This window comes from Pseudomonas frederiksbergensis (genome assembly GCF_000802155.2).
GTDB classification, from domain to species: domain Bacteria; phylum Pseudomonadota; class Gammaproteobacteria; order Pseudomonadales; family Pseudomonadaceae; genus Aquipseudomonas; species Aquipseudomonas frederiksbergensis_A.
This window is the reverse complement of the sequence record NZ_JQGJ02000007.1, coordinates 223396-239409: the sequence shown is the minus strand read 5'-3', so window position 1 is coordinate 239409 and position 16014 is coordinate 223396. Positions and strand designations below refer to the sequence as shown.

The 16014-nt window shown below is 60.6% G+C and carries 15 protein-coding genes; 3 read left to right on the top strand and 12 right to left on the bottom strand.

Features of this window, described 5'->3' with window-relative positions; translation table 11 throughout:
* Positions 1 to 111 precede the first annotated feature (111 nt).
* Positions 112 to 1017 (bottom strand): LysR family transcriptional regulator, encoded by a 906-nt coding sequence (locus tag JZ00_RS15835; protein WP_080942572.1) that lies wholly within the window; start codon positions 1015 to 1017, stop codon positions 112 to 114.
* A gap of 113 nt (positions 1018 to 1130) precedes the next feature.
* Between JZ00_RS15835 and JZ00_RS15830 the strand changes: the two genes are divergently transcribed.
* Both JZ00_RS15830 and JZ00_RS15825 read left to right on the top strand, forming a co-directional pair.
* Positions 1131 to 2009 carry an MBL fold metallo-hydrolase gene (locus JZ00_RS15830; protein ID WP_039591728.1) on the top strand — a complete coding sequence of 293 codons (879 nt, stop codon included), beginning with the start codon at positions 1131 to 1133 and terminating at the stop codon, positions 2007 to 2009.
* Positions 2010 to 2074: 65 nt separating this feature from the next.
* The gene (locus JZ00_RS15825) at positions 2075 to 2689 is read left to right on the top strand and encodes an NAD(P)-dependent oxidoreductase (RefSeq protein WP_039591729.1); all 615 of its coding nucleotides are present in this window, start codon (positions 2075 to 2077) and stop codon (positions 2687 to 2689) included.
* A gap of 21 nt (positions 2690 to 2710) precedes the next feature.
* Here the strand turns inward: JZ00_RS15825 and JZ00_RS15820 are convergent, their stop codons facing one another.
* The 11 genes from JZ00_RS15820 to JZ00_RS15770 form a co-directional block, all read right to left on the bottom strand.
* A complete protein-coding gene (locus JZ00_RS15820) occupies positions 2711 to 3040 on the bottom strand; it encodes a GlpM family protein (RefSeq protein WP_187293334.1) in 330 nt (109 codons plus the stop codon).
* Between the two features lie 25 nt (positions 3041 to 3065).
* Positions 3066 to 4394 carry a two-component response regulator AauR gene (aauR, locus tag JZ00_RS15815; RefSeq protein WP_039591730.1) on the bottom strand — a complete coding sequence of 443 codons (1329 nt, stop codon included), beginning with the start codon at positions 4392 to 4394 and terminating at the stop codon, positions 3066 to 3068.
* Positions 4391 to 6292 (bottom strand): two-component sensor histidine kinase AauS, encoded by a 1902-nt coding sequence (aauS, locus tag JZ00_RS15810; RefSeq protein WP_039591732.1) that lies wholly within the window; start codon positions 6290 to 6292, stop codon positions 4391 to 4393. The genes aauR and aauS overlap by 4 nt, the downstream gene beginning before the upstream one ends.
* 159 nt (positions 6293 to 6451) lie before the next feature.
* Positions 6452 to 7186 (bottom strand): amino acid ABC transporter ATP-binding protein, encoded by a 735-nt coding sequence (locus tag JZ00_RS15805; protein WP_018614195.1) that lies wholly within the window; start codon positions 7184 to 7186, stop codon positions 6452 to 6454.
* Positions 7183 to 7854: an amino acid ABC transporter permease gene (locus JZ00_RS15800; RefSeq protein ID WP_030140772.1), complete on the bottom strand. Its 672-nt coding sequence runs from the start codon at positions 7852 to 7854 to the stop codon at positions 7183 to 7185. The genes JZ00_RS15805 and JZ00_RS15800 overlap by 4 nt, the downstream gene beginning before the upstream one ends.
* Positions 7854 to 8600, bottom strand: coding sequence for an amino acid ABC transporter permease (locus JZ00_RS15795; RefSeq protein ID WP_039591733.1), 747 nt, complete (start codon positions 8598 to 8600; stop codon positions 7854 to 7856). Before JZ00_RS15795 ends, JZ00_RS15800 begins: the two co-directional genes overlap by 1 nt.
* A gap of 190 nt (positions 8601 to 8790) precedes the next feature.
* Positions 8791 to 9705 (bottom strand): glutamate/aspartate ABC transporter substrate-binding protein, encoded by a 915-nt coding sequence (locus JZ00_RS15790; RefSeq protein ID WP_039591734.1) that lies wholly within the window; start codon positions 9703 to 9705, stop codon positions 8791 to 8793.
* Between the two features lie 439 nt (positions 9706 to 10144).
* Positions 10145 to 11683 carry a glycerol-3-phosphate dehydrogenase gene (gene glpD / locus JZ00_RS15785; RefSeq protein WP_039591735.1) on the bottom strand — a complete coding sequence of 513 codons (1539 nt, stop codon included), beginning with the start codon at positions 11681 to 11683 and terminating at the stop codon, positions 10145 to 10147.
* 215 nt (positions 11684 to 11898) lie between these two features.
* The gene (locus JZ00_RS15780) at positions 11899 to 12654 is read right to left on the bottom strand and encodes a DeoR/GlpR family transcriptional regulator (RefSeq protein ID WP_039591738.1); all 756 of its coding nucleotides are present in this window, start codon (positions 12652 to 12654) and stop codon (positions 11899 to 11901) included.
* Between the two features lie 85 nt (positions 12655 to 12739).
* On the bottom strand, positions 12740 to 14245 hold the full coding sequence (gene glpK / locus JZ00_RS15775) for a glycerol kinase GlpK (RefSeq protein WP_039591739.1): 1506 nt from the start codon (positions 14243 to 14245) through the stop codon (positions 12740 to 12742).
* A gap of 83 nt (positions 14246 to 14328) precedes the next feature.
* Positions 14329 to 15180: an MIP/aquaporin family protein gene (locus JZ00_RS15770; RefSeq protein ID WP_039591740.1), complete on the bottom strand. Its 852-nt coding sequence runs from the start codon at positions 15178 to 15180 to the stop codon at positions 14329 to 14331.
* A 317-nt stretch (positions 15181 to 15497) separates the two neighbouring features.
* Between JZ00_RS15770 and ybaK the strand changes: the two genes are divergently transcribed.
* Positions 15498 to 15968 carry a Cys-tRNA(Pro) deacylase gene (ybaK, locus tag JZ00_RS15765; protein ID WP_039591741.1) on the top strand — a complete coding sequence of 157 codons (471 nt, stop codon included), beginning with the start codon at positions 15498 to 15500 and terminating at the stop codon, positions 15966 to 15968.
* The last annotated feature ends 46 nt before the right edge of the window (positions 15969 to 16014 follow it).

The following is a 16014-nucleotide window of genomic DNA, read 5'->3' as shown; positions in this document are numbered from 1 at the left end:
GGGCGGTTTTGGATTCTGGGAGGCGGAGGGTGGCAAGTATGCCTTGGGGCGGGCTGTTGGTGAAATCCCGGCGCAGGCTTGAAGCTTTACAGAGATGCCTCAGGGACGGGGTTATAGCCCCACATCCCACTCCGGCGTCTCGGGAAACTTGAGCACCAGGAAATCCAGCAGGCTGCGCAATGCCGACGGCATGTGCTTGCGCGACGCGTACACCGCGTACATGTTCATCCGGCGCGGTTCGGCGTGGGCCAGCAGCCGCACCAGTTCGCCGTTCTGGATATGAGGGCCGGCCTGGTAGCTGGGCAGCATCGCCACACCGGCGCCGGCTATGGTTGCCTGGAGCAAGGTGCTGGCTTCGTTGGCGCTGATGTTGCCCTGCACCGGCACCGAAACCTGATCGCCGTCCTGCTCGAAATGCCACAGGCTTTTGCCGACGTAGGAGTGGGTCAGGCAGTTGTGCCGGCTCAGGTCTTCTACCCGCTGCGGTATCGGGTGTTCGCGCAGATAACGGGGGGCGGCGCAGATGACCGAGCGGCAGACCGTGAGGCGCCGGGCGATGAGGTTGGGATCGAGGTCGTTGCTCATGCGGATCGCCAAGTCGATGCGTTCGTCCACCAGATTGACGGTGCGATCGAGCATCTGCAGGTCGACGCTCACCCCAGGATATCGTTGGACGTACTCGGCCATCGCGCTCGCCAGTTGCGATTGGCCGAACGAGGGGCTGGCGCTGACGCGCAGCATGCCTCGTGGGGCGTCTTGCGGGGTGCTGACTGCCGCTTGCATGTCGCCGCACAGCTCCAGCATCTGTCGGCAGCGTGGCAGGATCTCCGTGCCCGCGGCTGTCAGGCTCAGCTTGCGGGTGGTGCGGTGCATCAATCGGGCGCCGACCCAGTCCTCCAATTCCGCCAAATAGCGCGACACCACGGGCCGGGACAAGTCCAGATGCTCGGCCGTAGCCGATTGGCTGCCCAGGTCCACCACGGTGACGAACACCCGCATTGCTTGTAGACGATCCATGATTTGCCCGATTTCAGAAACAAACTATGTCCCAGCATCGCATTTTTTGTAATGAGTTGGGCAATTAAGCTCCGTTCATTCCCTTGCGGGCCTTTGTACTAACGGAGCACTTCATGACTGGTTTTACCCCCATCAAACGCTTGCTGCTGGCGACCGTGGCGCTGGCCTTCACGGCCCAGGCCTGGGCCGCCGATTTGACCCTGGACGTCTATAACCCCGGCGCGGCGGCGATCTTCCCGGTGACTTCGGTACTGGTCAGTGGCGAAAAAGAGGCGATTCTGGTGGACGCCCAATTTGGCAAATCCCAGGCCGAGCAGGTCGTGGAAAAAATCCGCGCCAGTGGCAAGCGATTGACCACGATCTACATCAGCCACGGCGACCCCGACTATTATTTCGGCCTGGAGACCCTTACCGCTGCGTTCCCGGACGCCCAGGTGCTGGCCTCCGCGCCGACCGTCGAGCACATCAAGCACACCATGGACGGCAAGCTGAAATACTGGGGGCCGATCCTGAAGACCGATGCACCGGCCAAGGCCATCGTGCCCCAGGTGCTCAAGGGCGACAGCCTGACGCTGGAAGGCCAGCGCTTGCAGATCGTCGGCCTTGATGGTCCACAGCCCGACCGCAGTTTTGTGTGGATTCCATCGATCAAGGCCGTGGTTGGTGGCGTGGTAGTGGCGCAGAACATCCATGTGTGGATGGCCGACACCCAGACGCCGCAATCCCACAAGGATTGGCTGGCGACCCTGGATAACATCGAGAAGCTGCAACCGGCCACCGTGATCCCCGGCCATTACCTGGGCAAAAGCGCTCGTTCCCTGGCGCCAGTGCGCTTTACTGCCGGTTACATCAAGGCCTTCGATGAAGAAACCGCCAAGGCCAAGGATTCCGCCGCGCTGGTCGCCGCCATGAAACTACGCTATCCGGACCTGGGGGAAGACAGTTCCCTGGAGCTGAGCGCCAAGGTGGCGAAGGGCGAGATGAAGTGGTGAAAAACGATCTGTAACTCGCCACAAGAGCATGTATTTCTGACATCGCTAATTCATTGGAGAATCGCATGAGCAAAATCGCAATCATCGGCGCCACCGGCCGCGCCGGCAGCCAGCTGTTGGAAGAAGCCCTGCGTCGCGGCCACAGCGTGACGGCCATTGCCCGCAACACCGCAAAAGTCCGCGCACGGGACGGTGTGGTCAGTAAGCAGTTGGATGTACGGGGCAGCGAGGCATTGACCGCTGCTGTTGAAGGCCACGACGTGGTGATCAGTGCCACGCACTTCGCCACGGTGGCGGCTGACAAAATCATCGCGCCGGTGAAGGCCGCCGGGGTCAAGCGCTTGCTGGTGGTCGGCGGAGCCGGTTCGTTGCTGCTGCCGGATAACAGCCGGGTAATCGACAGCGACGGCTTCCCGGAGGAGTACCTGGCCGAAGCCAGCGCCGGAGCCTTGTTCCTGGATGTGCTGCGCCAGGAACAGGGCCTGGACTGGACCTTCCTCTCGCCTTCGGCTGAATTCGTCGAAACCGAGCGTACCGGGCAGTTCCGAGTGGGCAAGGACCACCTGCTGTTCGATGACGCCGGGCGCAGTTGGATCAGCTTTGCCGACTACGCCATTGCAATGATCGATGAAGTGGAAACGCCGCAGTTTTCGCGGACGCGGTTTACCGTCGGCTATTGAGTCACCGGTTTGGGTGGGGAGTCAGCCGTGAAGCCGCACCCAGACGCTGACCAGCACCGTCGCCGCCATCAGCCAGGCGACGGCTGCTACGGCCAATGAAGCTTCCAGGCGCATCCGGTCGACCATCACGTAGAGCGTCGCGAGATAGACGAAATACGGAATGATCGACCACATCCCAAAGACGATGGTGGTCTTCAGGTCGTCCACCGAGCGCCCCTTGCCGACGATGTAGTGGGCGATCAGGGCGAAGGTCGGGAACAAGGGCACCAGCCCGGCGATGTAGTAATTCCTGGTCTTGGCCAGCATCGCCAGGATGACCACCACGGCTGCACCCAGCGCCGCTTTGAAAATCAGATCCACAGGTTCACGTCCCAGGTCAGTGGCTCAGGCCATATTTTTTGACTTTGTCGAACAGCGTGGTCTTGGCCATGCCCAGTTCCTGGCTGGCCTGGGTCAGGTTGCCGCCGCTGCGTTGCAACGCATCCATCAGCAGGTTGCGCTCGAAGGCTTCCACCGCTTCGGCGAAGGCCAGGCCCTGGCTGGCACCGCCGGCGCCGGAGCGCTTGAACGCCGGCAGGCCCAAGGCGTAGCGCTCGGCGACGTTGCGCAGTTCGCGTACGTTGCCTGGCCAGTCGTGGCTCATCAGGTTCGACAGGGTCTGGTTGTCCAGCTCCGGCACCGTGCGGTCAAAGCGCAGGGACGACTGCTGGAGAAAATGTTCGAACAGTTGCAGGATGTCTTCGCGCCGCTCGCGCAGGGGCGGCAGCTCCAGGGTCACCACGTTGAGGCGGTAATACAGGTCGCTGCGGAACTGCCCGGACCGGCCCATTTCGTCCAGGTCGGACTTGGTGGCGGCGATCACCCGGCAATCCACGGCCACGCTCTGGTTCGATCCCAGGCGTTCAAGGGTGCGTTCCTGCAACACGCGCAGCAGCTTGATCTGCAAGGGCAGGGGCATGCTCTCCACTTCATCGAGAAACAACGTGCCGCCATCGGCGTGCTCGATCTTGCCGATCCGGCGTTTGCCGGCACCGGTGAAGGCATTGGCCTCATGGCCGAAAATCTCGCTTTCGAACAGGTTCTCCGGCAGGCCGCCGCAGTTCAGTGCGACGAATTGCTTGTCATGGCGCCGGCTGAAATCGTGCAGGCAGCGGGCGACCAATTCCTTGCCGGTGCCGGTTTCGCCTTCGATCAAGACATTGGCCGAGGTGTCGGCAACGTTGGCAATCAGCTCGCGCAGGTGCTGCATGGCCGGCGAGCGGCCGATGATCCGGCCTTCCAGGGAGTCACGCTCGGCCAGTTGCCGACGCAGCGAAGACACTTCCCGAGCCAGGCTGCGCTGCTCCAGGGCGCGGCGTGCCACGTCGACCAGGCGCTCAGGGGAGAACGGTTTCTCCATGAAGTCGTAGGCGCCTTTCTGCATGGCATCGACGGCCATGGAAATGTCGCCGTGACCGGTGATCAGCACTACTGGCAGGCTGCGGTCCCGCGCCTTTAGGCGGGTCAGCAGTTCCAGGCCGTCGATGCCCGGCAGGCGAATGTCGCTGATGACGATGCCGGCAAAGTTATCGTCGACCCGCTCCAGGGCCTCTTCGGCACTGCCCACGCCGATGCAGGGAATGTCTTCCAGGCTCAAGGCCTGCTGGCAGCCCAGCAGGACGTGGGGGTCGTCTTCGACGATCAGTACGCTCAGGTCGTGGTTCATAGCGGCTCGGCAGGTGAAAGGCTTACCAACGGTAAACTGAGGATAAACGTAGTACCACCGTCGTCCGGGTGCTCGACGCCCAAATGCCCTCCGGCGGCGGCGCACAGGCTTGCCGAAAGTGTCAGGCCGAGGCCCAGGCCTTGTTCGCCAGGTTTGGTGGTGAAGAACGGTTCGAACAGATGTTTACGTGCTTGCGGGTCGATGCCGTGGCCATTGTCCCGCACCCGCAGGCGATATTTGCCGTCGCTGCCCTGGCCTTCGAGCCACAGCGTCGGCGCCGGTTGGAGCTGCATGGCGTCCAGGGCATTGCCGATCAGGTTCACCAGGACCTGCTCCAGGCGAGTCTGGTCGATCTGAACCTGTACGTCTTCGAAGGCCGTGTGGATCTGGACAGGGAGTTTTTCAAGGCGCGCGCCCAGCAATTGCAGCGCGGCCTCGACGGCCTTGCCCAGGCTTGCCCGGCCTTTGTCATCGCCGCGCCGGGCGAAGGCGCGCAGGCTGGCGGTGATCCGGCCCATGCGGTCGATCAGGTCGTTGATGGTCCGCAGGTTGCCGCTGGCGATGTCCAGCTGGCCACGCTCCAGGAAGCGCACGGTATTGCCCGACAGGGTACGCAGGGCGGCCAGCGGCTGGTTGAGTTCATGGGCGATGCTGGTGGACATCTGGCCGATGGCCGCCAGTTTCCCGGCCTGTACCAACTCGTCCTGGGCCCGGCGCAACGTCTCTTCGGCCTGCCGTCGTTCGCGGATCTGACCCTTGAGCCGTTCGTTGCTGGCCCGCAGATCGGCGGTGCGTTCGGTAATCCGACGCTCCAGCTGATTATTGGCCTCCTGCAATGCTTCGCGAGCGGCGAGGCGGGTGGCGATGACTTTGCGGCGCTCGTTCCAGGCGATCAGCAGGAAAGCCACCAGCGCAAACGCCACGGCCACCAGGATGCCTTGGTTGATGGCTTGGCGACGAAGGTCTTCAAGCGGGGTCAATAGTGTGAAATTCCACGGCGTGTCGCTCAGCGGTCGGGTCTGGGAAAGGTAACTGGTGGCACGCTCGTCGGCCGCGATTTCGGTGTTGGCGGGGAAGGTCAGTTTCTCCATGCCTTCGGCAAGCCGTTCCCGCGCCAAGGGGATCAGCTCGTTCAGCGGGAACCAGTAGTACTGAAGGCTGCGGGCCAGGCGCTCCTTGGTTTCGTCACTCAGCGGCCGCACCGACTTGAGCCGCCGTGCCGGGTCGCTGGACAAGATAATGATGCCGTTCTCATCGCTGACGAACGCTTCCAGGCGGGCGCGCTGCCAGCGTTCCTCCATGGCTTCGAGGCGGACCTTGACCACGGCTACGCCGATGATCTTGCCCTGTTGCTCCAGGCCATGGGCCAGGTAATAACCGGGTTCGCCACTGGTGCTGCCGATGCCGTAGAAACGTCCCGGCTGGCCGCGCACGGCGTTCTGGAAATACGCGCGAAAGGACAGGTCTTCGCCCAGGTAACTGTCGACGTCGCGCCAATTGCTGGTGGCCATGACTCGGCCGGTGGTGTCCATTACATAGATGGCCCGGCTGCGACTGCGTCGGTTGAGGCCTTCGAGGTATTCGTTGACGGTCTTGCGGTGCTCGGGCGTCGGGTCATCGAGCAGTTTCGAGACGCTGGATTCAAGTTCCAGCAGGCTGGGCAAATAGGTGTATTTGCTGATTTCGCTTTCTACCGCGCGGGCATGCAGCTCCAACTGGCGCTCGCCATTTTCGGCCAGGCCGCGAATGCCATAGTGCTCGCTGATCCAGAAGCCGAGGTAACCCAGGCCGATCATCAGGGCAATGACCAGCGGCGGCAGGAACAGGTGGCGGATCAGGCGGGGTTTCACGGCGAGTGATGGCGGCGCGGCGCGATAAAGGGTGGGGTCGCATTTCATCACAGAAGCCTTGGGTCAACCACAACACAAATCGACAAGCCAACTCCGATCCACTGTGGGAGCGGGCTTGCTCGCGAAGGCGGTGTATCAGACACATCGATGTTGGATGTGCTGCCCTCTTCGCGAGCAAGTCCGCTCCCACCGCAGGAAGCGGTGTTTTTAGTGCTGCAGGATCTTCTCGAGGAAATGCTGCGCGCGTTCGGAGCGGGCGCTGATGTCGCCGAAGAACTCTTCTTTGGGGCAGTCCTCGATGATCTGGCCCTGGTCCATGAAGATCACCCGGTTCGCGACTTTGCGGGCGAAGCCCATTTCGTGGGTCACGCACATCATGGTCATGCCTTCGTGGGCCAGTTGCACCATCACGTCGAGCACTTCGTTGACCATTTCCGGGTCAAGGGCCGAGGTTGGTTCGTCGAAGAGCATGACCACCGGGTCCATCGCCAGCGCACGGGCAATCGCCACGCGCTGCTGCTGGCCGCCGGAGAGCTGGCCCGGGTGCTTGTGGGCGTGGGCCGACAGGCCAACGCGCTCCAGCAGTTGCAGGCCTTTCTTGGTGGCTTCTTCCTTGCTGCGGCCCAGCACCTTGATCTGCGCGATGGTCAGGTTCTCGGTGATGGTCAGGTGCGGGAACAGTTCGAAATGCTGGAACACCATGCCTACGCGCGAACGCAGTTTCGGCAAGTTGGTCTTCGGGTCGGCGATGGACGTGCCATCGACCACGATGTCACCCTTCTGGAACGGCTCCAGGGCGTTTACGCACTTGATCAGCGTGGACTTGCCCGAGCCCGACGGCCCGCACACCACCACAACCTCACCCTTGCTGACCTCGGTGCTGCAATTGGTCAGTACCTGGAAGTCCCCATACCACTTGTTGATGTTCTTGATAGAGATCATACGGCGAACCTTTTTTGCAGACGCTTGACCAGCAGCGAGGCGGCAAAGCTGATTGTGAAGTACACGAGACCTGCGATGATCAGGAACTCATTGGAGCGGCCGATGATGTCGCCATTGGCCCGCGAAGCATTGAGGAAGTCCACCAGGCCGACCGTGTAGACCAGCGAGGTGTCCTGAAACAGGATGATGCTCTGTTGCAGCAACAGCGGGGTCATCTTGCGAAACGCCTGGGGCAGGATGATCAGGCGCATGACCTGGCCATAATTCATGCCCAGTGCCTGTGCCGCGCCCATCTGGCCCTTGGGGATCGACTGCACGCCGGCCCGGACGATTTCGCAGAAGTACGCCGCCTCGAACATCATGAACGCCACGACGCAGGAGCCGAACGCGCCGATCGGCGTGTCCTCGCCGGTGATCCAGCGCAGTACGAACGGCACCGCCAGGTAGAACCAGGTGATGACCAGCAGCAACGGGATCGAGCGGAAGTAGTTGACGTAGGCGCCAGCGATGTTGGAGATCAGCTTGTTGTGGGACAGGCGCATCAGCGCCAGGATCGTCCCCAGGATGATCCCGCCGACGACGCCCAGGGCCATCAGCTTGAGCGTCATCACCATGCCGTTCCACAAGCCGGGAATGGCCGGGATGATGCCTGTGAAGTCGAATTCCATTATTTACCCCCCACGGAGATCAGGCCGGGCACCGCAACTTTCTTCTCGACCATGCGCATGAGCAGCATCAGGCTCATGTTCAGGGTGAAGTAGATCAGCGTCGCCAGGGTAAAGGCTTCGAACAGGTTGGCCGAGAACTCGGCGGTCTGCTTGGTCTGCGCGAGCAGCTCCATCAGGCCGATCAGCGAGGCCACGGAGGAGTTCTTGAAGACGTTGAGGAATTCCGAGGTAAGCGGCGGAATGATGATCCGGTAGGCCTGGGGCAGCAGCACGTTCCAGTAGATCTGCGGCAGCTTGAAGCCCATGGCACGGGCGGCGGATTCCTGGCCGCGCGGCAGCGCCTGGATGCCGGTGCGCACTTGTTCGCAGACCCGGGCGGCGGTGAACAGGCCCAGGCACACGACGACGCTCAGGTAGGCTGAGGTGGTCGGGTTCAGGTCCTGCTTGTACCACTCCTGCATATCGGCGGGCAGCAGGTCCGGTACCAGGAAGTACCAGATGAACAGCTGAACCAGCAGCGGCACGTTACGGAAAAGCTCCACATAGCAGGTGGCGATGCCCGATACCAGCCGGTTCGGCACGGTACGCATCACACCCAGGATCGAACCCAGCAGCAGGGCAATGATCCAGGCGACGATGGCGATGGCAATGGTCCAGCCCAGGCCGGCCACGTACCAGTCGAGATAAATCTCGCTGCCCACGCCGGTGGACTTGAAGAACACGCCCCAGTCCCAGTTGTAATTCATTAGGGTCTCCCCTCAGATCGTTCGATATACAAATGCCCGCCTGGGGAAACTCCGTTCCCGCCCGGCTTGGAGGCCAGGCACACGCGATCGGCTCGACAGCCACCGGTTCGAGTGTTTCCAGATTTGCCAGCAGGGAATGACCATCCCCTGAAAGGGCCGGGCCCCTTCAGGAGATAAGGTTAGTCAGAAATCAGGATTTCTTTTCGTCAGCCGCTTTGTCGGTCGGTTCTGCGATCAATTTCTTGAGTTCTTCGCTCATCGGGAAGTTGAGGTTCAGGCCTTTTGGCGGGATAGGTTGCATGAACCATTTTTCGTAGATCTTGTTGATCTCGCCCGAAGCGTAGGTGGCCTTGATGGCGTCATCGACAGCCTTTTTGAACGGCTCGTCGCCCTTGCGCATCATGCAGCCGTAGATTTCGTAGGACTGTGGGGTGCCGGTTACTTCCCAGTCAGACGCTTTCTTGGCCTTGGCGGCTTCGCCAGCCAGCAGGGCGTCGTCCATCATGAACGCGACGGCCCGGCCCGATTCCAGCATCTGGAAGGACTCGCCGTGGTCTTTGGCCGAGATGACGTTCATGCCCATTTGCTTGTCGGCGTTCATCGCCTTGAGCAAGCGCTCGGACGTGGTGCCAGCGGTGGTCACGACGTTCTTGCCCTTGAGGTCGCCGAAATCCTTGTACTTGGAGTCTTTCTTGGACAGCAGCCTGGTGCCGATCTCGAAGATGCCAACGGAGAAGGCGACTTGCTGCTGGCGCTCGACGTTGTTGGTGGTGGAGCCGCACTCCAGGTCCACGGTGCCGTTCTGCACCAGCGGGATACGGGTTTGCGAGGTGACCAGGTTGTACTTGACCTGCAGGTTCGGTACGTCGAGCTCTTTCTTCAGGGCTTCGACGACTTTCAGCTGGATGTCATGGGAGTAGCCGACCGGCTTGCCGGAAGCGTCCGCAATGTAGGAAAACGGAATGGAGGCGTCGCGGTGGCCGAGCGTGATGACGCCGGATTCTTTGATCTTTTTCAGTGTGCCGGTCAGTTCGGCTGCGAAAACCGGAGTGCTGATCAGAGCGGCAGCAACGGCTGCGCCCAGGAGATGGGGAACGATGCGCATCGATGTTTCCTCGACATTGTTTTTTTTGTATTCGGCCGGTCCACCGGCCCTGAGTGCTTCGAATGCCTGGCAGCTCCTGTTGTGTTGGCGTAACAGGCGTTCGTCTCGAGGAGTGTAGAGCATGACTCGTGCCAGGCCAGTCACTTGGCACTATCTATATGTTTTTAAAGGAAATTAATGTTTTGTTTCAGCTTTTTTGGCCGTTATCTATCCGGTTTGCCGAACTGACTGCCGGGTCGTGTTCGGAAAACCGAATGACCTGAGAGTGCTTTTGATCGTTGTGGCAGCGAGCTTGCTCGCGATAGCGGTCTACCGGCTTGCATCCGTGTTGCGGCTGATGGCCTCATCGCGAGCAAGCTCGCGCACAGGGGCCTGGTGGTGGATTCCGGACAGTAAAAAGCCCCTGGATTCAGGGGCTTTTGGTCTAGCCGGCGATCGTTCAGGCCGCTTCGATCTTGCGTCGATTGTGCTCGACCTTTTGCAGATATTGCTGGAGCTTGTCCTGCTCGGTCGCGCTGGTGAACAGTCCCAGCTTGCTGCGGCGCCAGAGGATGTCCTGGGCGTCGACGGCCCATTCGTCGCTGCACAAGTAATCGACTTCGCGAGTATAAAGGCCTGCGCCGATGTGCTCGCCCAAGTCACCGAGGCCGTGCACGCCTTCGAGCATGCGCCAGGTGCGGCTGCCATACGTGGTGGCCCAGCGACGGGCGATATCGGTTGGCAACCAGTCGAACTTGTCGCGAATCGCCGAGCACAGCGCCTGCGGGGTGGTCATGTTTTCCCCCCCCGGCAAGGTTGCCTGAGCGGTCCAGCCAGGTCGCATTTGCGTGAAGTAGGGGGCCAGTTGCGCCATCGCCGATTCGGCCAGCTTGCGGTAAGTGGTCAATTTGCCACCGAATACCGACAGCAGCGGCGCCTCTTCGCCAGCTGCCGAAAGCGCGAGGGTGTAGTCGCGAGTCACGGCGGAAGGGTTGTCGGATTCGTCGTTGCACAACGGTCGGACACCGGAGTAACTGTGCAGGATATCGTCGCGGCTGACCTGCTTTTTGAAGTGGGCGCTGACCACTTTCAGCAGGTAATCGGTTTCGCCCTCGGTAATTGCCACCTTGGCCGGATCGCCAGTGTATTCGCGATCCGTCGTACCGATCAGCGTGAACTGGTTCAGGTATGGGATGGTGAAGACGATGCGCTGGTCTTCGTTCTGGAGAATATGCGCATGTTCGCCTTCATAGAGTTTCGGCACGATCAAATGGCTGCCCTGGATCAGGCGAATGCCGTACGGCGATTCCATTTTCAGGTCGTCACGAATGAACTTGGCCACCCACGGGCCGGCGGCGTTCACCAGGGCCTTGGCCTGGATCGAAAACAGGCTGCCGTCGGCTCGCTCCAGATGCAGGTTCCACAGGCCTTTGCTGCGACGAGCACTGACGCAGCGGGTGCGGGTGTGGATGTGGGCGCCTTTCTCTCGTGCCGCCATGGCGTTGAGTACCACCAATCGGGCGTCGTCAACCCAGCAGTCCGAGTATTCGAAGCCTTTGGTGATTTCGCTTTTGAGGACGCTGTCGGCACCAAATTTCAAGCTTCTGGAGCCCGCGAGCTGTTCGCGTTTGCCCAGGTGGTCATAAAGGAACAGGCCGGCGCGGATCATCCAGGCGGGGCGCAGGTGCGGCCGATGGGGAAGCACGAAGCGCATCTGCTTGACGATGTGCGGGGCCTTGGCCAGGAGGACTTCGCGCTCGGCCAGTGCCTCGCGCACCAGGCGGAACTCATAATGTTCGAGATAGCGCAGGCCGCCATGGATCAGCTTGCTGCTGGCCGAAGAAGTATGGCTGGCAAGGTCGTCCTTTTCGCAAAGGAACACCGAAAGACCGCGACCGGCAGCGTCCGCAGCAATCCCTACGCCATTGATACCGCCACCAATGACGGCGACATCGTAGATTTCTGCGAGAGGGGGCGTAGGCAAGGTTGTAGTGGGCATCGGCTGGCCTCGGGCTCTTTTCGAAATATTTGAATTCGAACATTAATGTTCATTTGCGAAAAATACTAGCCCATAAGCGTGGCAACAGCCAGTCGCATTCGATTGAAAATACTGATCGAATGACACTGAAAGGAAAATTATCGAACAAAAAGGAGTGTTCAAGGTGTGCTTCTGCAGTGAAGGGCCAACCCTTCACCACAGGGGGGGAAGTGAAGTCAGACCACTTCCAATCGAATCTTGTGTTGGCTCAGCAACTGCGCCAGGGCTGGCACCGGTTGCTGGTCGGTCACCAAGCAATCGATCAGGCTGATCGGGCCCAGGCGGACCATGGCGTTGCGCCCGAATTTGCTGGAGTCCGCCGCCAGCAGCACTTGCCGGGCGTTGGCGATGATGGCCTGGGACACCCGCACCTCCTGGTAATCGAAGTCCAGGAGGCTGCCGTCTTCATCGATCCCGCTGATGCCCACCAGGGCGAAGTCGACTTTGAACTGGTTGATGAAATCGACGGAGGCCTGACCCACCACGCCGCCGTCGCGACGTACGTTGCCACCGGCGATCAGGACCTCGAAATCATCCTTGGCGCTGAGGATCGACGCCACGTGCAGGTTGTTGGTGATCACCTTCAGGTGGTTGTGATTGAGCAGCGCTCGCGCGATGGATTCGGTGGTGGTGCCGATGTTGATGAACAGTGATGCGTGGTCGGGGATCTGGGCGGCGATGGCTTCGGCGATGCGTTGCTTCTCGTCGCGCATCTGGTCCGCGCGCATGGCGTAGGCGGTATTTTCCACGCTTGAGTCATAAGCCGCGCCGCCGTGGTAGCGGCGCAGCAGGTTCGCTTCCGCCAATTGATTGATGTCGCGGCGGATGGTCTGTGGGGTAACGACAAATAGCTGCGCCATCTCCTCGATGCTGACATAACCGCGTTCGCGGACCAGTTCGAGGATTTGTTGCTGGCGGGGAGGCAGATTCATGGGGCTTCCTTTGGGCTGCCATACAAAATTTGCCCATGATGCCGCAGGAATCCCCTCCCGACCAGTTTCAGAATTTTATCGGCTTTTATTCCGCGTCTTCGTGAGGCTCCCAATCGCGAGTGCGGCTGACAGCTTTTTTCCATCCGGCGTAGAGCTTTTCCTTGGCTTGCTCTTCCAGTTGCGGTTCGAACTGACGCTCGATCACCGCTTTGCCGCGCAGTTCTTCCAGGCTGCCCCAGAAACCACATGCCAAACCGGCCAGGTACGCCGCGCCCAATGCGGTTGTCTCGCGCATTTTCGGGCGTTCGACCTGGGTGCCGAGGATGTCGGCCTGGAACTGCATGAGGAAATTGTTGGCCACCGCGCCGCCGTCCACACGCAAGGACTTGAGGCGTTCGCCAGCGTCCTGCTGCATGGCGTCGAGCACGTCGCGGGTCTGGTAGGCAATGGATTCCAGCGTGGCCCGGATGATGTGATCGACCCGCACGCCGCGAGTCAGGCCGAACAGCGCGCCACGGGCATAAGGGTCCCAGTACGGCGCGCCCAGGCCTGTGAAGGCTGGTACCAGGTAGACGCCATTGCTGTCCTTGACCTTGTTGGCGAAGTATTCGGTATCGAGGGCGTCGTTGATGATCTTCAGTTCATCGCGCAGCCACTGGACAGTGGATCCGCCATTGAACACGGCGCCTTCGAGGGCGTAGGCAACTTCGCCGCGCGGGCCGCAGGCGATGGTGGTAAGCATGCCGTGGTTGGATTTGACGGCTTTGTCGCCGGTATTCATCAGCAGGAAACAGCCGGTGCCGTAAGTGTTTTTCGCCTGGCCCGGCTCCACGCACATCTGGCCGAAGAGGGCGGCTTGCTGGTCGCCGGCGATACCGCCGATGGCGATGCCGCTTTTGGTTCGGCCGTAGATTTGCGAGGAGGGTTTGACCTCCGGCAGCATCTCCCGAGGGATGTTGAGGATGTCGAGCATCTTCGCGTCCCACTCCAACGTGTGGATATTGAAGAGCATGGTGCGCGAGGCATTGGTGTAGTCGGTGACATGGACCTTGCCGCCGGTAAACTTCCAGATCAGCCAGCTATCCACGGTGCCGAATAGCAGCTCGCCGTTACGGGCGCGCTCACGGCTGCCTTCGACGTTATCCAGGATCCACTTGAGCTTGGTGCCGGAGAAGTAGGGATCGGTGACCAGGCCAGTGGCTTCACTGATGTATTGCTCGTGGCCGTCACGCTTGAGCTGCTGGCAGATTTCGGTACTGCGCCGGCATTGCCAGACGACCGCGTTGTAGATCGGGCGTCCTGTGGATTTGTCCCAGACTACCGTGGTTTCGCGCTGGTTGGTGATGCCGATCGCAGCGACCTGGTCGTGATGCAGGCCGGCCTGGGCCAATGCTTCGACCATGACCGCGCTCTGGGTGGCGAAGATCTCCATCGGGTCGTGTTCGACCCAGCCAGGTTGCGGGTAATGCTGGACGAATTCGCGTTGGGCGGTGCAGACCACGTTGGCGTCACGGTCGAAAATAATGGCGCGTGAGCTGGTCGTGCCCTGGTCGAGGGCAATGATGTAGTTCTTATTCTCAATGTCGGTCATGTCGATTGCCTTGGGACTTAGGTAACGTAAATAAAGGAAGAAGTCAGCGCGTACTCCGATGGCAGCAGCCCGCGCCGACCGTTTCAGGACGTTCTGGGCTTGCCGTCAATGGCCGGCTCTGCCTCCTTTGTAGCAACCATGGCGCTGGGCAGATGACGGGCAATCAGCCCGCGATACGCGGCAGCACCCAGGCATGCGCCAATGATCGGCGCGAAAATCGGTACCAGGAAGTATGGAATCTCACGCGCCCCGGTGAGGGAAATTTCACCCCAGCCTGCAAAGAAAGTCATCAGTTTAGGACCGAAGTCACGTGCCGGGTTCATCGCAAAGCCTGTCAGCGGCCCCATCGAGCTACCGATCACCGCGATCAACAAGCCGATCAGCAGCGGCGCCAGCGGGCCTCGCGGCAGTCCGTTGTTATCATCGGTCAAGGACATGATCACGCCCATCAGGATGGCGGTGATGATCATCTCCACCAGAAACGCCTGGCCGGTGGACAGTGCGGGGTGAGGGTAGGTAGAAAACACCGCCGCCAGTTCAAGGCTGGCTTCGGTGCCACGAACCATATGGCGGGACTGTTCGAAATCGAAGAACAAATTGCTGTACAGCGTATAGACCAGCAACGCGCCGCAGAACGCGCCGGCCACTTGGCAAACAATATAGAAGGGCAATTTGCGTTTTTCGAAGTCAGTGAAAATGCACAAGGCGATGCTGACGGCGGGATTCAGGTGCGCGCCGGAAATGCCCGCGCTGAGATAAATCGCCATGCTGACACCGACACCCCAGATGATGCTGATTTCCCACAAGCCGAAACTGGCACCCGCGACCTTGAGCGCTGCAACGCAACCGGTACCAAAGAAAATCAACAGGGCCGTACCCAGGAATTCCGCCAGGCATTGGCTGGACAGGGAGGGTTGTTGTAAAGCAGTCGTCATTCAAACCTCGGTTCTTTTTGTTGCCCTGCGCATCGAGTAAACAACCCCGTCTGCGCCTTTTCGTCGAGTGGCGGATCCCCATCCGGCACTCGTAGTGTTGCTTGAGACACGTGTTTCTGCTTTCAGTTTCGAAAAAATATAGACAAGAAACGCCGCTGTCAAAGGTCGAAAGTGAACCGTCGGTCATATTCAGATTATTCGTCGCATGAATGACTTTTTAGTGGGGGGGCGCCATAGCCAATGGTCTGCAAAGCCTTTTAGCTGCCGATCGCTTAGAATTCTTGTCACTCTTTTGTTCTTTCCTGCCAGGAGCGGTCATGACCCCCGCGTTGGATCTGCTGAAAAAAGTGCGCGCCGAACATCATATCCACAGCTACGAACACGATCCGAAGGCCGCGTCCTACGGCCTGGAGGCTGCTGAAAAATTGGGCCTGGAGCCGGCGCGAGTGTTCAAGACACTGCTGGCGGCTAGCGAGAAAGGCGAGTTGTTGGTTGCGGTGGTGCCGGTCGCTGGGAGCCTGGATCTCAAGGCGCTGGCCCATGCGGCCGGAGTGAAGAAAGTCGAGATGGCCGATCCGGCCGCCGCGCAGCGCTCGACGGGCTATTTGCTCGGGGGCATCAGTCCCCTGGGGCAGAAGAAACGCCTGCGCACATTTATCGATAAATCCGCGCAACCGCTGGCCACTATGTTTGTCAGTGCGGGGCGGCGTGGCCTGGAAGTGGAGTTGGCGCCTGCGGTGCTGGCGGAGCACACCGGGGCGGCGTTCGCGGATATTGGCCGTGCCTGAACCTGATTGCGCCGCCTGGCGGGAGCAAGCGCCCTCGCCACGGTGA

What these genes read in the sequence shown, in the direction of transcription:
- JZ00_RS15835 (WP_080942572.1), bottom strand. Translation starts at nt 1,017, where the DNA reads ATGGATCGTCTACAAGCAATGCGGGTGTTCGTCACCGTGGTGGACCTG.
- JZ00_RS15830 (WP_039591728.1), top strand. Translation starts at nt 1,131, where the DNA reads ATGACTGGTTTTACCCCCATCAAACGCTTGCTGCTGGCGACCGTGGCG.
- JZ00_RS15825 (WP_039591729.1), top strand. Translation starts at nt 2,075, where the DNA reads ATGAGCAAAATCGCAATCATCGGCGCCACCGGCCGCGCCGGCAGCCAG.
- aauR (WP_039591730.1), bottom strand. Translation starts at nt 4,394, where the DNA reads ATGAACCACGACCTGAGCGTACTGATCGTCGAAGACGACCCCCACGTC.
- aauS (WP_039591732.1), bottom strand. Translation starts at nt 6,292, where the DNA reads ATGAAATGCGACCCCACCCTTTATCGCGCCGCGCCGCCATCACTCGCC.
- JZ00_RS15805 (WP_018614195.1), bottom strand. Translation starts at nt 7,186, where the DNA reads ATGATCTCTATCAAGAACATCAACAAGTGGTATGGGGACTTCCAGGTA.
- JZ00_RS15800 (WP_030140772.1), bottom strand. Translation starts at nt 7,854, where the DNA reads ATGGAATTCGACTTCACAGGCATCATCCCGGCCATTCCCGGCTTGTGG.
- JZ00_RS15795 (WP_039591733.1), bottom strand. Translation starts at nt 8,600, where the DNA reads ATGAATTACAACTGGGACTGGGGCGTGTTCTTCAAGTCCACCGGCGTG.
- JZ00_RS15790 (WP_039591734.1), bottom strand. Translation starts at nt 9,705, where the DNA reads ATGCGCATCGTTCCCCATCTCCTGGGCGCAGCCGTTGCTGCCGCTCTG.
- glpD (WP_039591735.1), bottom strand. Translation starts at nt 11,683, where the DNA reads ATGCCCACTACAACCTTGCCTACGCCCCCTCTCGCAGAAATCTACGAT.
- JZ00_RS15780 (WP_039591738.1), bottom strand. Translation starts at nt 12,654, where the DNA reads ATGAATCTGCCTCCCCGCCAGCAACAAATCCTCGAACTGGTCCGCGAA.
- glpK (WP_039591739.1), bottom strand. Translation starts at nt 14,245, where the DNA reads ATGACCGACATTGAGAATAAGAACTACATCATTGCCCTCGACCAGGGC.
- JZ00_RS15770 (WP_039591740.1), bottom strand. Translation starts at nt 15,180, where the DNA reads ATGACGACTGCTTTACAACAACCCTCCCTGTCCAGCCAATGCCTGGCG.
- ybaK (WP_039591741.1), top strand. Translation starts at nt 15,498, where the DNA reads ATGACCCCCGCGTTGGATCTGCTGAAAAAAGTGCGCGCCGAACATCAT.